At 44.4% G+C, this 19,149-nt stretch carries 17 protein-coding genes; 16 read left to right on the top strand and 1 reads right to left on the bottom strand.

Translation table 11 applies throughout. The annotated features are described in order from the left end of the window. The first annotated feature begins 220 nt into the window (after window positions 1-220). The 6 genes from COD92_RS13855 to COD92_RS13875 all read left to right on the top strand — a co-directional run bounded on the left by COD92_RS13855 (window position 221) and on the right by COD92_RS13875 (window position 8,427). Window positions 221-1,360 (top strand): acyl-CoA dehydrogenase, encoded by a 1,140-nt coding sequence (locus COD92_RS13855; RefSeq protein WP_098527742.1) that lies wholly within the window; start codon window positions 221-223, stop codon window positions 1,358-1,360. A 15-nt stretch (window positions 1,361-1,375) separates the two neighbouring features. After that, window positions 1,376-2,032 (top strand): TetR/AcrR family transcriptional regulator, encoded by a 657-nt coding sequence (locus COD92_RS13860; protein ID WP_098527743.1) that lies wholly within the window; start codon window positions 1,376-1,378, stop codon window positions 2,030-2,032. Between the two features lie 49 nt (window positions 2,033-2,081). Continuing rightward, complete coding sequence (gene icmF / locus COD92_RS13865; protein WP_098996415.1) at window positions 2,082-5,330, top strand: fused isobutyryl-CoA mutase/GTPase IcmF; 3,249 nt, start codon at window positions 2,082-2,084, stop codon at window positions 5,328-5,330. Window positions 5,331-5,498: 168 nt separating this feature from the next. Next, on the top strand, window positions 5,499-5,672 hold the full coding sequence (locus tag COD92_RS31960; RefSeq protein ID WP_176541053.1) for a hypothetical protein: 174 nt from the start codon (window positions 5,499-5,501) through the stop codon (window positions 5,670-5,672). Window positions 5,673-5,902: 230 nt separating this feature from the next. Further along, a complete protein-coding gene (gene rpoE / locus COD92_RS13870) occupies window positions 5,903-6,499 on the top strand; it encodes a DNA-directed RNA polymerase subunit delta (RefSeq protein ID WP_098527745.1) in 597 nt (198 codons plus the stop codon). A 332-nt stretch (window positions 6,500-6,831) separates the two neighbouring features. After that, on the top strand, window positions 6,832-8,427 hold the full coding sequence (locus COD92_RS13875) for a CTP synthase (RefSeq protein WP_098527746.1): 1,596 nt from the start codon (window positions 6,832-6,834) through the stop codon (window positions 8,425-8,427). Between the two features lie 185 nt (window positions 8,428-8,612). Here COD92_RS13875 and COD92_RS13880 read toward each other — a convergent pair whose 3' ends face one another. Next, entirely contained in the window at window positions 8,613-9,146 is a 534-nt protein-coding gene (locus COD92_RS13880) for a DUF2529 domain-containing protein (RefSeq protein ID WP_098527747.1), read from the bottom strand. Window positions 9,147-9,314: 168 nt separating this feature from the next. Between COD92_RS13880 and COD92_RS13885 the strand changes: the two genes are divergently transcribed. The 10 genes from COD92_RS13885 (at window position 9,315) to prmC (ending at window position 18,892) form a co-directional block, all read left to right on the top strand. Further along, window positions 9,315-9,686: a response regulator gene (locus COD92_RS13885; protein WP_098527748.1), complete on the top strand. Its 372-nt coding sequence runs from the start codon at window positions 9,315-9,317 to the stop codon at window positions 9,684-9,686. A 237-nt stretch (window positions 9,687-9,923) separates the two neighbouring features. Continuing rightward, window positions 9,924-10,778 carry a class II fructose-bisphosphate aldolase gene (locus tag COD92_RS13890; protein WP_098527749.1) on the top strand — a complete coding sequence of 285 codons (855 nt, stop codon included), beginning with the start codon at window positions 9,924-9,926 and terminating at the stop codon, window positions 10,776-10,778. Between the two features lie 115 nt (window positions 10,779-10,893). Beyond that, window positions 10,894-11,544, top strand: coding sequence for a fructose-6-phosphate aldolase (gene fsa, locus COD92_RS13895; RefSeq protein ID WP_098527750.1), 651 nt, complete (start codon window positions 10,894-10,896; stop codon window positions 11,542-11,544). A 324-nt stretch (window positions 11,545-11,868) separates the two neighbouring features. Then, window positions 11,869-13,155 (top strand): UDP-N-acetylglucosamine 1-carboxyvinyltransferase, encoded by a 1,287-nt coding sequence (locus COD92_RS13900; RefSeq protein ID WP_098996416.1) that lies wholly within the window; start codon window positions 11,869-11,871, stop codon window positions 13,153-13,155. 321 nt (window positions 13,156-13,476) lie between these two features. Beyond that, window positions 13,477-14,742 (top strand): transcription termination factor Rho, encoded by a 1,266-nt coding sequence (gene rho, locus COD92_RS13905; RefSeq protein WP_098527752.1) that lies wholly within the window; start codon window positions 13,477-13,479, stop codon window positions 14,740-14,742. Window positions 14,743-14,946: 204 nt separating this feature from the next. After that, entirely contained in the window at window positions 14,947-15,162 is a 216-nt protein-coding gene (gene rpmE / locus COD92_RS13910; protein ID WP_098527753.1) for a 50S ribosomal protein L31, read from the top strand. A gap of 168 nt (window positions 15,163-15,330) precedes the next feature. Then, complete coding sequence (locus COD92_RS13915; protein ID WP_098527754.1) at window positions 15,331-15,927, top strand: thymidine kinase; 597 nt, start codon at window positions 15,331-15,333, stop codon at window positions 15,925-15,927. A 321-nt stretch (window positions 15,928-16,248) separates the two neighbouring features. Next, complete coding sequence (locus tag COD92_RS13920; RefSeq protein WP_098527755.1) at window positions 16,249-16,743, top strand: hypothetical protein; 495 nt, start codon at window positions 16,249-16,251, stop codon at window positions 16,741-16,743. 147 nt (window positions 16,744-16,890) lie between these two features. After that, on the top strand, window positions 16,891-17,964 hold the full coding sequence (gene prfA / locus COD92_RS13925; protein ID WP_098527756.1) for a peptide chain release factor 1: 1,074 nt from the start codon (window positions 16,891-16,893) through the stop codon (window positions 17,962-17,964). Then, window positions 17,957-18,892: a peptide chain release factor N(5)-glutamine methyltransferase gene (gene prmC / locus COD92_RS13930; protein ID WP_098527757.1), complete on the top strand. Its 936-nt coding sequence runs from the start codon at window positions 17,957-17,959 to the stop codon at window positions 18,890-18,892. The genes prfA and prmC overlap by 8 nt, the downstream gene beginning before the upstream one ends. Window positions 18,893-19,149 lie beyond the last annotated feature (257 nt).

Consider the following 19,149-nt stretch of genomic DNA (forward strand, 5'->3'; position numbering starts at 1 on the left):
GATTTATGAGGGCACGAGTGAGATTCAGCGGATTGTGATTAGTAAACATCTATGATTTGGGTGTGAAATGTTAATATATACAAAAATTTGTTAATTTAGTCGTTTTATTTGTTAATAAAACCAAAAATTTTTTAATATGTCCGCACTTTTTGTTAATATATCAAAAATTTTGTTAATAAAGCCAAAGAATCAGCCCCAAACGGGGAGAGGAGGCATTAAAATGCAATTTAAATTGTCTGAAGAGCATGAAATGATTCGTAAAATGGTTCGGGATTTTGCGCGCAACGAGGTGGCACCGACAGCAGCAGAGCGTGATGAAGAAGAGCGCTTCGACCGAGAGATTTTTGACAAAATGGCGGAGTTGGGCTTAACAGGGATTCCCTGGCCAGAAGAGTACGGCGGGATTGGCAGCGATTTTCTTGCCTATTGTATCGCTGTTGAGGAGCTTTCCCGCGTTGATGCGTCAACAGGGGTGCTATTATCCGCACACACCTCACTTGCTGGCTGGCCAATCTATAAATTTGGCAGCGAGGAGCAAAAGCAAACCTATCTCCGTCCAATGGCAGAAGGTACAAAAATCGGTGCTTACGGCCTAACAGAGCCTGGCAGTGGTTCAGATGCCGGCGGAATGAGAACAACCGCCCGCCTAGAGGGCGATCACTATATCTTAAACGGTTCAAAAATTTTCATTACGAATGGCGGCGTGGCCGACATCTATGTGGTCTTTGCCTTAACCGACCCAGCCAACAAGCAAAAAGGAACAACCGCCTTCATTATCGAAAGCGACTTCCCAGGCTTTTCAGTTGGTAAAAAAGAAAAGAAATTGGGGATCCGTTCCTCGCCGACAACAGAAATTATTTTTGAAGATTGCAAGGTTCCTATAAAAAACCGTCTGGGCGAAGAAGGTGATGGCTTTAAAATCGCAATGATGACGCTTGATGGCGGCCGCAATGGCATCGCTGCTCAAGCCGTTGGTATTGCTCAAGGCGCTCTTGATGCAGCCGTCGACTATGCACGTGAACGCCAGCAATTTGGCAAGCCGATTGTCGCCAACCAAGGCATCTCGTTTAAACTGGCCGATATGGCGACCAATATTGAAGCGGCAAGACTATTAACCTATCAAGCGGCCTGGCTCGAGTCGAATGGCTTACCGTACGGGAAAGAGTCGGCGATGTCGAAACTATTTGCCGGCGATACGGCGATGAAGGTGACGACGGAAGCGGTTCAAGTGTTTGGCGGTTATGGCTATACAAAAGACTATCCAGTTGAACGCTTCATGCGCGATGCGAAAATTACGCAGATTTATGAAGGTACACAGGAAATTCAACGTCTCGTGATTTCGAGAATGATAACAAAATAAAGGCGGTAACAGGGGATGAAAAAAAGAGAAGTTCAGGCCTCTGTCAAAGATGAGCGTCTTGTACAAAAAAGGCGCGATCAGATGATTAAAGGGGCGGTAGCACTTTTTAAACAAAAGGGGTTTCACCGGACAACCACGAGGGAAATCGCCAAAGCAGCCGGGTTTAGCATCGGCACACTCTATGAATACATTCGGACAAAAGAGGACGTCCTTTACCTTGTTTGTGACAGTATCTATGATCATGTCAGTGAACGGCTTCAAGAAGATTTGGCTGTAGAAAAAGGGACATTGGAAAGCTTGAAGCTTGGAATCGCCGACTTTTTTCAGGTCATGGATGAAATGCAAGCCGAAGTGCTTGTCATGTATCAGGAAGTGAAGTCACTTTCCAAGGACGCCCTGCCATATGTACTTAAAAAGGAAATGGAAATGGTCGCGATGTTTGAGGAGCTGTTGACCCGCTGTGTCGAGAACGGGGAATTGAGATTAACACAAAAACAGATTGAACTCGTCGCCCATAACATTTTCGTTCAGGGGCAAATGTGGGGATTTCGCCGCTGGGCGTTAAGAAAGCTGTTTACGCTTGAGGAGTATATTGCAATGCAAACGGAGGTCTTATTAGCAGGCATCCAAACCGGGGTCTCGGGTGCCGTAACAGTTCCGGAAAATGGTTAATCAAAATCGAGCGCTAGAGTAGGTTCATTTTTCCAAAAGGGGGAGCACAATGGGGAACTATCAGCCACGGCATCATATCCGCTTTGTGACGGCGTCGAGCCTGTTTGACGGTCATGATGCTTCAATTAATATTATGAGACGGATTCTGCAGGCGAGCGGGGCGGAGGTGATTCACCTTGGCCACAATCGTTCGGTCGAGGAGGTTGTCAACGCGGCCATTCAGGAAGATGTCCAGGGTATTGCAATTTCGTCATATCAAGGCGGGCACGTCGAGTACTTTAAATACATGTATGACTTGTTAAAGGAAAAGGGTGCACCTCATATTCGGATTTATGGCGGCGGGGGCGGCGTAATTATCCCGCGGGAATTGGATGAGCTGCATGCCTACGGGATTGCCCGGCTGTTTTCGCCGGAGGACGGGCGGACGCTTGGGCTGCAGGGGATGATTGACCTGATGATCCAGGAATGTGATTTTTCGACGCTGACTCCTGATGTGGGCGAGCAGATTGCCAAACTGCCGACAGGTGACGTTAATGTTATTGCCAAGCTGATCACCTTAGCAGAGCTTCATGTGGATAAAAGGAATGAGGCTGCGGCTACAGCTGAACAGGTGCTTGAACAGGTGAAGTCACTCGAGAAGGGGATTCCTGTTGTCGGGATCACGGGTACGGGCGGTGCCGGAAAAAGTTCACTGACCGATGAGTTGATTCGCCGTTTTATTAATGAGTTTCCTGGGAAGAAGGTGGCGATTCTTTCCGTTGACCCGACCAAACAAAAAACGGGCGGCGCGCTGCTGGGCGACCGAATCCGTATGAACGCAATTTTCTCACCGAATGTGTATATGCGCAGTCTCGCAACACGGTCTTCAAAAAATGAATTATCGCTCGCGATTAAGGATGCGGTCGTGGTCACAAAGGCGGCGGGATTTGATCTTGTGATTGTTGAAACGAGCGGCATCGGGCAGGGAGATGCAGAAATCACTGAGGTCTGTGATGTGTCGATGTATGTGATGACGAGTGAGTTTGGAGCGCCATCACAGCTGGAAAAAATCGATATGCTCGACTTTGCCGACTTGATTGTCATCAATAAATTTGAACGCAAGGGCTCAGAGGATGCGAAGCGCCAGGTGCAGAAGCAGTACCAGCGCAACCATATGCTGTTTGAAAAAGAACTGGACGAAATGCCGGTATACGGCACAATTGCCAGTCAGTTTAATGACCCGGGGACGAATGCCTTGTTCGCGGCGCTAGTGGAAGTGATCAATGAAAAAGCAGGAACCGATTGGGTGACTTCGTTTAGCAAAGCTGCTGTTCCTGAAAAGCAAAATGTGATCATTCCTACGGACCGGCGTTATTATTTACGAGAGATCACCGAGGCGGTGCGCGGCTACCACCGCAAGGCCGAAGCCCAGGCCAATATTGCCCGGAAATTATTTCAGCTTGAGGGTGCGATTACCGCGGTTCAAGACCAGCCTGAAGTTGTCGCTGCTTTAGAGGCAGTTAAGCAGGAAACAGAGTCGCAGTTGACGCCGGAATCCCGGAAAATTATTGCGTCGTGGGAACAGACTAAGGCAGCTTATTCGGGGGATAAATTTGTTACGCGCATTCGAGATAAAGAGATTATCACGGTGTTAAAATCGAAAAGTTTATCAGGCCTTGATATTCCCAAAGTGGTTTTGCCTAAGTATAAAGATTACGGGGAGATTTTGCGCTGGGTCTACAGGGAGAATATCCCAGGATCGTTCCCGTATACGGCTGGGGTGTTTCCTTTTAAGCGTGAAGGTGAGGATCCTAAACGCCAGTTTGCCGGTGAAGGGACACCGGAACGGACGAACCGCCGCTTTCATTATCTGTCAAAGGATGATGCGGCGAAGCGTTTAAGTACGGCATTTGATTCGGTGACACTGTACGGGGAAGACCCTGATTATCGTCCCGATATATTTGGAAAGGTCGGAGAGAGCGGGGTCAGTGTTTGTACGTTAGATGATATGAAAAAGCTGTATGCCGGCTTTGATTTGTGTCATCCGTCAACATCCGTTTCGATGACAATTAATGGACCGGCGCCGATTATTTTAGCGATGTTTATGAATACGGCAATTGATCAGCAGGTCCAGAAGAAGGAAGCAGAGCTTGGTAGGTGCTTGACGGTAGAGGAGTTCGCTGAGGTTCGCGCCTATACACTGCGGACGGTGCGTGGGACGGTACAGGCGGATATCTTAAAAGAAGATCAAGGACAGAATACGTGTATTTTTTCAACAGAGTTTGCACTTCGGATGATGGGTGATATTCAGCAATATTTCATTGACCATCAAGTCCGCAATTATTATTCTGTGTCGATTAGCGGTTATCATATTGCTGAAGCGGGCGCTAATCCAATATCGCAGCTGGCGTTTACGCTCTCGAACGGCTTTACGTATGTGGAGTATTATTTGAGCCGCGGCATGAAGATTGATGATTTTGCGCCAAATCTGTCGTTCTTTTTCTCGAATGGTTTGGATCCCGAGTACACGGTGATTGGCCGGGTGGCACGAAGGATTTGGGCAACAGTGATGCGGGATAAATATGGGGCGAATGAGCGCAGTCAAAAGCTGAAGTATCATGTTCAGACCTCAGGGCGGTCGCTGCATGCCCAGGAAATCGACTTTAATGATATCCGGACGACACTGCAGGCGTTAATGGCGCTCCATGATAACTGTAATTCCCTTCATACAAATGCCTATGATGAGGCGATTACGACGCCGACCGAAGAATCGGTGCGCCGGGCGATGGCGATTCAGATGATTATTACCAAGGAGCATGGGTTAACGAAGAATGAGAATCCACTTCAAGGTTCGTTTATTGTCGAAGAGCTGACCGATTTAGTGGAAGAGGCGGTGCTACAGGAGTTTGACCGCTTGAATGACCGCGGCGGGGTGCTAGGTTCGATGGAGACCCAGTATCAGCGCGGAAAGATTCAGGACGAATCGATGTATTATGAAATGAAGAAGCATACCGGGGACCTGCCGATTATTGGCGTCAATACGTATTTGAATCCGAATCCACCGTCTATGGAAGAGGTGAATAATATGGAAATAGCCCGGGCATCGAAAGAGGAGAAGGAATTGCAGATTCATAATTTGCGTGCCTTCCAAGAAGCCCATTCGAGCGAAACGGCGGCTGCTTTAAATCGTTTGAAGACTGCAGCTGTGAATAATGGTAATATTTTCGCAGAACTAATGGAAACCGTTAAAGCCGCAAGTCTCGGGCAAATCACAAAGGCGTTATACGAAGTCGGGGGACAGTATCGTCGGAATATGTAACAAGAAAACAGTAGAAACGGTGAAAGGCACCATGTGAACATGGTGCCTTTTAACTCTTGTCTATTTTTGTGGTAAAATATATTTGCTTAATAATATTAAATTCATCACTTATCTTATATAATCATACTAGCATTCCAACTTTGAAGTTTTTTACAGGCAGGTGTCCAGATGAAGAGTCGTCACATAATCGTTATTTTAATTATTTTCGCCTGGCCATTATACTATCTTTATGAACTTCAACTAGGTGCGGTATCATTCCTGCTCTTAGCAATCTTCTTTTTATATATTTCCATTAAAGAGATGAAAAAGCTGAAGAGCGAGAAATCCCATAAGGGGGATTAATCCCCCCCTGCAAAAAATCAACTGAAACTATCGGCTTGCACTAGCATAAACACCAAGAATTTGTTTATAATGAAGAATATGCAAAAATTTAGAAGTGTGGAAAGTGTGTAATCTCCACGCAGGAGCTAGACAGTTATCCAAATTCAACTATTTTTTTCATACATAGAAACCTAACTGTCCTGACCGACTCAAAAGCTATGAGCGTTAAATAGAGAAAGGAAGTGCCAATAGTGAGTTTAGCACAATACTCAAAAGAGGAATTGAAAGAGTTTTCCCTCATGGAAATGGCTTATGAATATTTAAAAAATAGCAAGCAGCCAATCTCCTTTCATGAATTAGTGAACGAGATTAAAGCAGCAGCTGATATATCGGACGAAGAAATTCGTTCTCGCCTGGCACAATTTTATACAGATATCAACATTGACGGCCGTTTTCTCTCATTAGGAGAAAACCGCTGGGGACTTCGCGTTTGGTATCCGGTTGATACAGCTGAAGAAGAGGTAATCACGGCTGTTAAACCGAAGAAGAAAAAGGCGAAGAAGGTTGTTGAGGAAGACGAACTTGAAGATTTCGATGAGATCGATGATGAGGATTATGATGATCTTGACGACTTTGCCGATGATGAAGACGATCTTCTTGACGATGACGATGACGACGATTTAGATGATCTTGATGATGTCGATGAATTCGACGACGACGATGAAGTCCTTGACGATGATGAGGATGAGGAATTTGAGCTTGATGAAGACGAAGTTCTTGAAGATGATCTAGATGAAGAAGACGAAGAAGAAGAACCATTTGACGAAGACGAAGATAAAGACTTGTAAGTTTGATTAAAGCAGAGCCGTTTACCTTTTGGTTGGAGTTAGAAAACGGCTTGACTTTTTATTGAAGCAACTGTATTATCTTTTTTGGGCTCCTTTTAAAAGGACGAATCAATATAACTAATATGCGCTCCCCTCGCAAGCAGCGAGTAAGGAGCGCTTTTTATTTTTATGGGAAGCTTTACCGCCGGTTTAAGGGCACTTGAAGCTTTTCTAAAAAAACTCCCACACAAGGAGTTTTTTCGTTTTTGGAGCAATAGGGAAATAAATTTTTTTAAAAAATATCCTTAAACAACCTGAATAATGCACAAACTGTAATGGAGGAGGACTATTTTATGACAAAGTATATTTTTGTTACCGGTGGTGTTGTGTCATCACTTGGAAAAGGGATTACCGCTGCTTCTTTAGGGCGTTTATTGAAAAATCGAGGTTTAAATGTAACGATCCAGAAATTTGATCCGTACATTAACGTGGACCCAGGGACCATGAGCCCTTACCAGCACGGTGAAGTTTTCGTAACCGACGATGGTGCGGAAACGGATTTGGACCTTGGCCACTACGAGCGCTTTATCGACATTAATTTAAACAAGTACTCAAACGTAACAACAGGGAAAATCTATTCGACTGTCTTAAGAAAAGAGCGCCGCGGCGATTATTTAGGAGCAACTGTTCAGGTTATTCCACATATTACTAATGAAATTAAAGAGCGCTGCTTCCGTGCTGGCAAAGAAACCAATGCAGATGTCGTGATTACTGAAATCGGCGGTACGGTTGGGGATATCGAATCACTGCCATTCCTAGAGGCAATTCGTCAAATTAAAAGTGATATTGGCAGCAAAAATGTGATGTACATTCACTGTACGCTGATTCCGTACATAAAGGCAGCCGGTGAAATGAAGACGAAGCCGACCCAGCATAGCGTGAAGGAACTGCGCAGCCTTGGTATTCAGCCAAATATTATTGTCGTAAGAACGGAATTCCCTGTTTCTCAGGATATGAAGGATAAACTTGCCTTGTTCTGTGATATTGATTCGAAAGCGGTCATCGAATGCCGCGATGCAGATACCCTTTATTCCATTCCACTTGCCTTACAAGATCAAAACATGGACCAAATTGTTTGCGATCACTTGGAGTTAAATACACAGGCAGCGGAAATGACGGAGTGGACAGCACTTGTGGATCGGGTTCTAAACCTTTCTGGTAAAGTCCGGATCGGTCTTGTTGGTAAATATGTTGAACTTCAAGATGCCTACATTTCGGTTGTGGAAGCAATGAAGCATGCCGGTTACGCATTTGATACAGATGTAGAAATTAAGTGGATTAATTCTGAAGATGTTACTCGTGAAAATGTGGCAGAACTTCTTAGCGATGTCGATGGCGTCCTTGTGCCAGGCGGATTTGGTGACCGTGGGATTGAAGGGAAAATTGAAGCAACCCGCTATGCTCGTGAGCAGAAAAAGCCATTCCTTGGTATCTGTTTAGGTATGCAGCTGGCAACTATAGAGTATGCCCGCAATGTACTGGGCTATGCTGATGCACATTCAGCAGAATTCCTGCCTGAAACGAAACATCCAATTATTGACCTTCTTCCAGAGCAGAAGGATGTTGAGGATTTGGGCGGTACTTTACGTTTAGGTCTTTATCCTTGCCGTCTTGTGGAAGGGACAAAAGCGTTTGAAGCTTATGAGGATGAAGTGGTATATGAGCGCCACCGTCACCGTTATGAGTTTAACAATTTCTATCGTCAAGAAATGGAAGCAGCCGGGTTTATCTTCTCAGGGACAAGTCCTGACGGCCGGTTAGTGGAAATTATTGAGTTGAATGATCACCCATGGTTTGTGGCGTCACAGTTCCATCCGGAATTTGTGTCAAGACCAACACGTCCACAGCCGTTGTTCCGTGACTTTATTAAAGCTTCTATTCAAAAATAATTTAGTTTATGGCCAGTTCCATGTTTATGGACTGGTCTTTATTTTGGTTATAAATTGGAAAAATAGTAGATTTTGCTGGAAAATGAGCCAATGGCCCGCCGAAATCAGCCATTGCTGCTGAAAAAGTGGCCATACAACTCTAAAAATCAGCCAATCAAAAAAATAGGGCCCACCAAGGCCCTATTTTACTCTTCATATTCCGCTAAAATCTCATCAATCGTGAATTTTAGGCCGTGATAGACAAACAAAGCGGCCATTCCAGCTGGATAACCATAGCGGTTGCCAACCTCATCAGGAAGCAGCCCTTTTGTTAACCGCAAATCAATATGGACATCCGCAAATTGTGATACATCCTCATCAGAGGGCTCGGTCACAGTTGAAACCGCCACAAAGGGGATCATTTTTTCACGGAGCATATGTGCAAGCTCAAGCGCTGCGCTGTCATTTGAAAAACGGGAAAACAGAAGGACACGGTCTGCATCAGTGAGGCCGTTTGAATCGGCATCCAGCTGCAACACTTTAGCACTCCGTAACGTCTCTGCGCCTTCTAATGCTTCGTATTCCACAGCCTTCATTTCTTGCGAACCCCAAATATAAATCGAACCGTCACCTGCTGGTGCTTGAGCTAGCAGGCGGGCACCATCCTCAAACGAAAACTCTTCTTTTTCCGCTATTTTTTTAAAAATACCCATTAATTGGGTTGTGAACATTTTTAACATAGTAACCCTCCTTGTACGCTATCTATTATAAGCTTTTTCCGGCGTAACCAAAAACAATTGTAAAATAACAAATAAATGCGGAACTTTAGGCAGGATATTTATTTCCAGAGGTAGAAATATAACAAGTAAAAGAAGTCTAAAAAGTAAGCTAAGGAAGAGGTGGAGTTTATGAAAGAGAAAATTTTAATTGTCGACGATCAATTTGGCATTCGCATCTTGCTAAATGAAGTGTTTCAAAAAGAAGGGTATCAAACATTTCAGGCTGCAAATGGAGTTCAAGCACTTGAGATTGTGACAAATCATCAACCTGATCTTGTCCTCTTGGACATGAAAATTCCGGGTATGGACGGTATTGAAATTTTAAAACGAATGAAAGTTATCGAGCCAGAGATTCGCGTCATCATCATGACCGCCTATGGTGAATTGGATATGATTCAAGAAGCCAAAGACCTTGGCGCTCTAACCCATTTTGCAAAACCATTTGATATTGACGATATTCGTGCGGCAGTTCGCAAGCATATACCGCAAAAAACAAACTAAGAATCGAAAAAGAAACCCGTAAAACGTAGAATTACCAATGGGTGCGCTTTCATTGTGACAGTTTCAAAAAACATGCTAGAATTATGGCATTTCCTCATTTCTTTTGTTATGATACATATGACTTTAACAGGCTGTATATCATTTTGGATTTATACATAATCGGCAAATCGAAGGGAAAACCTTTTATGGAAGACCCTGTTTAAAATGATATTCAACCTAATTTAAGGAGGAAGAGAAATGCCTTTAGTATCAATGAAAGACATGCTTAACAAGGCGAAAGCGGAAGGCTACGCTGTAGGGCAATTCAACTTAAATAACCTGGAGTTTACACAAGCCATCCTTATGGCAGCAGAAGCAGAAAAATCACCAGTTATCCTTGGTGTATCTGAAGGTGCTGCTCGTTATATGTCTGGCTTCAAAACGGTTGTAAAAATGGTTGAAGGCTTAATGGAAGACTTAAACGTAACCGTTCCTGTAGCTATTCACCTTGACCACGGTTCAAGCTTTGAAAAATGTAAAGAAGCAATCGATGCTGGCTTTACATCTGTAATGATTGACGCTTCTCACCACCCATTTGAAGAAAACGTTGAAACTACTAAAAAAGTAGTAGACTACGCTCATTCAAAAGGTGTTTCAGTTGAAGCTGAACTAGGAACAGTTGGCGGACAAGAGGACGACGTTTCTGGAAGCATTATCTATGCTGATCCTAACGAGTGTGTTGAGTTAGTTAAACGCACAGGTATCGACTGCTTAGCTCCTGCATTAGGTTCTGTACACGGTCCTTACAAAGGTGAACCAAACCTTGGATTCAAAGAAATGGAAGAAATCGGCAACCTTACTGGTATGCCACTAGTATTACACGGTGGTACTGGAATCCCAACAAAGGACATCCAGCGTTCTGTTTCTCTTGGAACTGCAAAAATCAACGTAAACACTGAAAACCAAATTGCTTCTGCGAGAACAGTTCGTGAAGTATTAGCGGCAAAACCTAACGAATACGATCCACGTAAATACTTAGGCCCAGCTCGCGATGCCATCAAAGAAACTGTTATTGGCAAAATGCGCGAATTCGGTTCAGCAGGCAAAGCTTAAGTCGTTCTGACTTCCCTGAGCGAAACCATTAAAAAAGAAAACCGTCCTTTCTAAGGGCGGTTTATGTTTGAAAAGAATAATCTGAAAATTTAGTCGAAAGGGAGAGGGTCATTCGATGAAATTTTTTATTGATACAGCAAACTTAGATGAAATCCGCGAAGTCCATGAACTTGGGTTACTATCAGGAGTTACTACAAATCCATCTCTAGTAGCAAAGGAACAAGGTGTTTCTTTCCATGACCGGATAAGAGAAATTGCGGCACTTGTTCCAGGTTCTGTTAGTGCGGAAGTTATCTCATTGGATGCAGAAGGCATGATTCGTGAAGGAAAAGAATTGGCGGCCATCGCTCCAAACATCACTGTAAAAGTTCCGATGACACCAGACGGCATCAAAGCTTGTCATGCTTTTTCAAAAGCAGGAATCAAAACGAACGTGACGTTGATTTTTAATGCGAACCAAGCATTATTAGCCGCTAGAGCAGGTGCGACTTATGTGTCCCCATTTCTTGGCAGACTAGATGACATCGGACAAAATGGCTTAGAGCTAATCACGCAAGTAGCTGAAATCTTTGCAGTTCACGGCTTAGAAACTGAAATTATTGCTGCTTCCATCCGTAATCCAATCCATGTAACAGAAGCTGCGTTAAGAGGCGCACACATTGCAACTATTCCTTACAAAGTATTGATCGGTTTGTTCCATCATCCATTAACAGACAAAGGAATTGAAGGCTTTCTTAAAGACTGGAGCAACCGCAAAAACGCTTAATTTTTCCATTGGAAAACTCCCTCCATTTTTCACAACAAAAACAATCACTCACGGCTGCTGGACAAAGCACAATAATTTTTTTTATTATGAATACATGAAATTAGGATTTTCGTGTAAACTAATGATAGACAAGCTGTCGGAATTTGGCTTTTTGTGTTGGAAAAATATACCTACGGCCTCACTGGGTACCAGTGGTCTTTTTAAATAAAGGATAAGCACGGTTTGATAGTCCTTAGAGCTCTTCAGAAGTGCTTGTGTTTAAAATAAAAGTCCTGTACTGGCAGCCATTCACACACCTTTGTGGGCTTAGAAGGGAGTCAAGTAATGGAAAAACTTAAAATTGCGGGCGGATATCCGTTAAAAGGAACAGTCCGCATAAGTGGAGCTAAAAATAGTGCCGTTGCCTTAATTCCGGCTACGATTTTAGCGGAATCACCCGTAACAATCGAAGGATTACCGCACATTTCTGATGTGGAAATCTTAAAGGATTTGCTCGAGGAAATCGGCGGGAATGTCTCGATGACTGATGAGGAAATGACGGTTGACCCTTCAACGATGATTTCAATGCCGCTGCCAAACGGAAAAGTAAAAAAACTTCGTGCTTCCTATTATTTAATGGGGGCAATGCTCGGGCGCTTTAAGAAGGCAGTTATTGGCTTGCCTGGCGGCTGCTATCTAGGCCCAAGACCGATTGACCAACATATTAAAGGCTTTGAAGCACTTGGCGCGCAAATTACGAATGAACAAGGCGCAATTTATTTGCGTGCGGATGAACTTCGCGGGGCCCGGATCTACCTGGATGTAGTCAGTGTCGGGGCAACGATTAATATTATGCTGGCGGCGGTACGAGCTAAAGGACGGACCATCATCGAAAACGCGGCAAAAGAGCCGGAAATTATTGATGTAGCTACATTATTAACGAACATGGGCGCGAAAATAAAAGGAGCCGGTACTGACGTGATTCGAATTGATGGGGTTGAAACCTTGCATGGATGCCGGCACACTATTATTCCGGATCGGATCGAAGCAGGAACCTATATGATTTTAGGAGCGGCTGCAGGTGAGGGAGTATTGGTGGATAACGTGATTCCTCAGCATCTAGAATCATTGATTGCCAAGCTCCGAGAAATGGGCGTGCGTGTCGAGACTAGCGATGATCAAGTGTATGTGGACGGCTCGGTCAATTTGAAAGCGGTTGATATCAAAACACTTGTTTATCCTGGGTTTCCAACTGATCTTCAGCAGCCAATTACGACTCTATTAACAAAAGTCTCAGGTTCTAGCGTGGTCACCGATACGATTTATGGTGCCCGTTTTAAACATATTGATGAACTAAGAAGAATGAACGCGAATATCAAGGTGGAAGGACGTTCTGCGATCATTAACGGTCCTATACAGCTGCAAGGAGCAAAAGTGAAGGCAAGCGACCTGCGTGCCGGAGCAGCCCTTGTGATTGCCGGTCTGTTAGCCGAAGGGATTACGGAAGTAACCGGTCTTGAACATATTGACCGCGGCTATAGTAATTTAGTTGAAAAACTAAATGGTCTCGGTGCCACTGTATGGCGGGAAGCACTGACGAAAGAAGAACTCGAACACCTTAAAAACACGTAAAATAGGTTAATGGTGACAGGCACCATTAACACTGTAAGCACAGTGGAAGAGGCTAGATTGACTGCATCTAGTCTCTTCGATTTAGTTGAGAAGAGTATGAAATTATTACCAGTAATGGAATAAATATTTTTTAGTTGATTAATTTTTTGTACAGAGGGTAAAATAGTAATTGTTTTTAATATGCATATATTCTGCAATCCTATTCATTTCTTTATCTACTTCTATTTTCAATTCCTCTATTATCTAATAATTATCTAACTGGACAATCTCTCGCTAAACACAAGCGGATTTGCTGGAAAAATTTTAAAGAGTGGTGTACAAATGGAATTAACAATTTCAAGTTTAGAGAATATGAAGCTGAAGGAACTTTATGAGCTTGCTCGCGAATATAAAGTAACCTACTACAGCAAATTAACGAAAAAAGAACTAATTTTTGCGATCTTAAAATCTCGCGCCGAACAACAGGGCTTTTTCTTCATGGAAGGCGTACTCGAGATCATTCAATCAGAGGGCTTTGGATTTTTACGGCCAATCAACTATTCGCCTAGCTCAGAGGATATTTACATTTCCGCTTCGCAAATCCGCCGTTTTGATCTTCGTAATGGCGACAAGGTGTCCGGTAAGGTTCGACCTCCAAAAGAAAATGAACGCTATTATGGCTTGCTCCATGTGGAGGCGGTCAACGGGGAAGACCCAGAATCAGCGAAAGAGCGTGTTTATTTCCCAGCTTTAACTCCGCTGTATCCAGATAGACAAATGAAGCTGGAAACAACGCCAAAACATCTGTCTACGAGGATTATGGATGTAGTGGCGCCGGTTGGTTTTGGACAGCGTGGTCTAATTGTGGCACCGCCAAAAGCCGGAAAAACAATGCTGATAAAGGAAATTGCTAACAGCATTACAACCAACCATCCCGATGTCGAGTTAATCGTGCTGTTAATTGACGAACGTCCGGAAGAGGTAACCGATATTGAGCGTTCTGTCGCTGGTGATGTCGTCAGCTCGACGTTTGATGAGGTGCCTGAGAACCATATTAAAGTGGCTGAGCTCGTGCTTGACCGTGCGATGCGTTTAGTGGAGCATAAGCGCGATGTTGTGATTCTGATGGATAGTATTACGCGTTTGGCTCGTGCCTATAACCTGGTCATCCCGCCAAGCGGACGTACGCTTTCCGGTGGTATTGACCCGGCAGCGTTCCACCGTCCGAAGCGTTTCTTCGGGGCGGCTCGTAATATTGAAGAGGGCGGCAGCTTGACGATTCTTGCTACGGCACTTGTCGATACCGGTTCACGGATGGATGATGTCATTTATGAAGAATTCAAAGGAACTGGTAATATGGAACTGCATCTTGACCGTGGGCTTGCGGAGCGCCGTATTTTCCCTGCGCTTGATATTCGCCGCTCTGGTACGCGTAAGGAAGAGCTGCTTATTCCGAAGGATCATTTGGATAAATTATGGGCGATTCGCAAATCGATGTCTGATTCACCAGATTTTGCCGAGCGCTTCTTGAAAAAATTACGCCAGACGAAGTCGAATGAAGAATTTTTCGCTCAATTAAGCGAGGAGTTAAAGAGTCGCCGTTCGTAATGGATTGTGCTTAGGACAAGCCGTGTAGAGGGCCTGAGATAGGTTATTTTTTCAAAAAGAAACCAACAAATCCCAGCTTGCAAAATTGGGTTACCCTTGTTATAATGGGTGCAGTGTCTTTTATGTAATTGGTGCTTGTTCGAAAAGATAAGCATTTATATAACTCTGTTTCGAATGATTCAGGGCGGAAGGAGCTGAAAAGAAATGAAAACAGGAATTCATCCTAATTATAAAATGGTAAAGGTGACTTGTGCATGCGGTAATACGTTTGAAACTGGTTCAGTTAAAAATGAAATCCGTGTTGAAACTTGTTCTGAATGTCATCCATTCTATACTGGTCGTCAAAAATTCGCTGAAGCAGGCGGACGTGTTGATCGTTTCAACAAAAAATACGGCCTTAAGTCACAACAACAACAATAATTACTCAGGGAACAGGCAAGAGGACCTATGGCTTGCCTGTTTTTTATTGAAAAAAATTAGAGTATTCACATAGATTTGCAGGAAAAATACTTAAATATAGTTGAGGATTCAGCTTAAAATATACCATATAGTCGTAACAGGGTTCGTTATAGGAAGGAGACACCGTTTATGTATTTAATGAAACAAAGCGGATGGGTTGAGGTTATCTGCGGCAGTATGTTTTCCGGAAAATCAGAGGAATTGATTCGTCGGGTTAGGCGGGCTCAGTTTGCAAAGCAAAATATAGCTGTGTTTAAGCCGAAAATTGATAATCGCTACAGTGAGCAGTCTGTAGTTTCCCATAATGGCACTTCTTTTCATGCGAAGCCTATTTCCCATTCCATTGAGATTCTGCATCATGTAGAGGCAGATATTGATATTATTGCGATAGATGAAGTTCAGTTTTTTGATGAGGGGATTGTCCGAGTAGTTCAGCAGTTAGCTGACAGCGGCCACCGAGTGATTTGTGCTGGCCTTGATATGGATTTCCGCGGCGAGCCGTTTGGCCAGATGCCGGCGTTAATGGCTGTAGCAGAGTCGGTAACAAAGCTTCAGGCTGTTTGTACGGTGTGCGGTTCACCATCCAGCCGAACACAGCGTTTGATCGACGGCCGTCCAGCATCCTACCATGACCCAGTTATATTAGTCGGTGCTGCTGAAGCGTACGAGCCGCGCTGCCGCCACCACCACGAAGTCCCAAAAACATCACCGGTACCAGCACGCTAATGGGTGCCTGTCACCGTTAACGTGGTTAGCAATGTGAAAAAATGATAATTGGTGCCTGTCACCGTTAACACTGTCTGAGGGTTGATTTCTCAGGCAGTTTTTTTGTGGCTGGATTTAGGCCGGGATATCGGTGTTTGGTTGGCGGTATTATCTGGGGTTTGGGCGGAATGTTGACTGAATTCGCGGTATAGGTGGAATCGGCGGTATTATGTTCAAAAAAGGCGGAATCTCCCTTATACCTCCTAATGAACTTAGCCTTGGAAAGATTTCTCACGCTCAAATCCATCAGGGCCGGGCATGATAATATTGGGAGGTGTAAGAATGCTGAAAAAGTGGATGTCTCTCGTAAGTATCATGTGTATGTTTCTATTAAGCGGCTGTCAGGGAGCGTACCTTGGTTCGGATGATAATGCCAATAACCTTCGCAAAAAGAATTCTGACCAAATGAACATCCGTGGCAATAATATTGATTCCACAGCAGATCGCGGTAAAAACAAACAGCACATGGTAGAAGACGATATCACCAATCAAAACCCGAACTTCCTTGATCTAAAACGGACGGGCAGCGGTGGTGAAGCAGGTGCGACCAATCACGGCAACGATATCAACAAAGCAAAACAAGTGATTGCTGGTACAAACGAATTTAGAACAGATTCTGTTTGGATTAACGGTGACCGCATGTGGGTAACTGTTTATAAAAAAGGGATGCTTTCTGATAAAGCTAGAAACGATGCGGAGGCGCGCCTTCATAGGAAGCTGGTTAAAGCACTACCGCGTTATAATATCGAAGTACGCGTCCAAGAAGACCGCAGGTAACATGCTCTGATTTAGGGCATGTTTTTTTGTATGAAAAAAAAGGGCTTGGCCTCAATAAAAAATTTCTCCCTCAATTTGGTTTTGACGGGGGTTTTCACCTATACTATAATTAGAATGTTATGGACTAAAACTCGAGGTGAATTAACTGTGTTTGATCGTCTTCAATCTGTGGAAGATCGCTATGAAAAGTTGAACGAACTTTTAAGCGATCCAGAAATTATTAATGATTCAAAAAAACTTCGCGAATACTCAAAAGAACAATCTGATATACAAGAAACCGTACAAACCTACCGCCAATATAAAGAGGCTCGTGAACAGCTCCAAGATGCAAAGGCAATGCTTGATGAGAAGCTTGATGCCGAAATGCGTGAAATGGTGAAGGAAGAAGTCAATGAGCTTGAGGCCCAAATTGAGGAGCTTGAAGCTAAAATGAAAATCCTTCTTGTTCCAAAGGATCCGAACGATGACAAAAACGTTATCTTTGAAATCCGTGGTGCGGCCGGTGGGGATGAGGCGGCATTGTTTGCAGGTACCCTTTACCGGATGTACAGCCGGTATGCAGAAGCCCAAGGCTGGAAGACGGACCTTATTGATGCCAGCCCAACAGGACTTGGCGGCTATAAGGAAATCAGTTTTATGATTAATGGTCAAGGTGCTTACTCCAAATTGAAGTTTGAGAGTGGTGCCCACCGCGTACAGCGTGTTCCGGAAACTGAATCTGGCGGCCGGATTCACACTTCAACAGCAACGGTTGTTTGTTTGCCGGAAGCTGAGGAATTTGAATATGAAATTCATGAAAAAGATATCCGATTCGATACGTTTGCTTCAAGCGGCGCCGGCGGACAATCCGTTAACACGACGATGTCAGCTGTTCGTTTGACACACCTTCCAACTGGAATTATGGTTTCAATCCAGGATGAAAAATCCCAGCATAAGAACCGGGATAAAGCGATGAAAGTATTACGTGCCCGTGTTTATGATAAATTCCAGCAAGAAGCACAGGCTGAATATGACCAGGTTCGTAAATCGGCGGTAGGAACGGGTGACCGTTCTGAACGAATTCGCACGTACAACTTCCCGCAAAATCGGGTAACCGATCACCGTATTGGCTTAACACTTCAAAAATTAGATCAAATTGTTGAGGGTAAGCTTGATGAAATCATTGATGCGTTGATTATGGATGAACAGGCAAAAAGACTAGAAGAGGCATCTAATGAGTAAAAAAGTATTTGAGGCCCTAAAATGGGCTTCTTCTTTTTTAGTTGAGGCGGGGCGTGATGCGAACGCCGGCGAACTATTACTCCGGCATTTTACGGGTATGTCCCGGGCGCAGTTGTTTGCCAATATGCGAGAGGATTTAGAGCTAAGCGTCTGGGAAGCGTTTGAGAAGGCAGTGCGGGAGCATGTTGAAGAAGGTGTTCCGGTCCAGTACCTAATCGGATCAGAAGAATTCTACGGCCGGACTTTCATCGTCAACGACGAGGTCCTCATCCCACGGCCAGAAACAGAAGAACTCGTCTATGGAACACTCCAGCGCATGAAGGATATCTTCAACAGCCACCAAGAAATCCGCTTAGCCGATATCGGTACAGGCAGCGGCGCTATCGCCATCACGTTGAAACTGGAATACCAGCTGGCGGCAATGCAAAAGGTGACAGGCACCAATAATAATACGGAGACGTTACAAACGGTGACAGGCACCATTAAGGTGACGGCCACTGATATTGCGGAGGGATCGCTTGCGGTAGCGCGGGAGAATGCTGCCCGGCTTGGGGCGGATGTCCGGTTTATTCAGGGGGATTTGCTCAGGCCGTTTATGGAGAATGGCGAAAAACTGGATGTAGTGGTATCGAATCCGCCTTATATTCCACGCGTAGACATCGAAACAATGTCTGAGGTTGTAACAGAGCATGAGCCGCATCGGGCCTTGTTTGCTGGTGATGATGGCTTGGATTTTTACCGCCGTTTTATGGCGGAACTGCCACAGGTCCTCGCTCCAACCGCGCTTGTCTGTTTTGAAATCGGCATGGGACAGGGGGAAGCGGTAGCAGAGCTGTTGCGAACAACTTTTCCAAAGGTTAATGTCGAAATAGTTAATGATATTAATGGCAGGGATCGGATGGTTTTTGCCGAAATAAAAGGATGTTAAACTCAATTTGGGTTTAATATCCTTTTTTTAATTTAGACTAAGTAAAAGAACTCTGTTGATTGGAGCGGAAGGCGGCGTAGACTCCTGCGGGAGTACGGGGCAGGGGAGACCCCGCAGGCGCATAAGCGCCGAGGAGGCTCACCGGCACGCCCGCGGAAAGCGAAGCCGCCTGGAGTGGAAATCAACAGACAATTTTGATACACAACTTACATTTTGAGGACTTTTTAGTGCTCTCCCCATTTTAATAGAGTTTTTCA

The sequence above is a fragment of the Bacillus sp. AFS037270 genome, assembly GCF_002585305.1.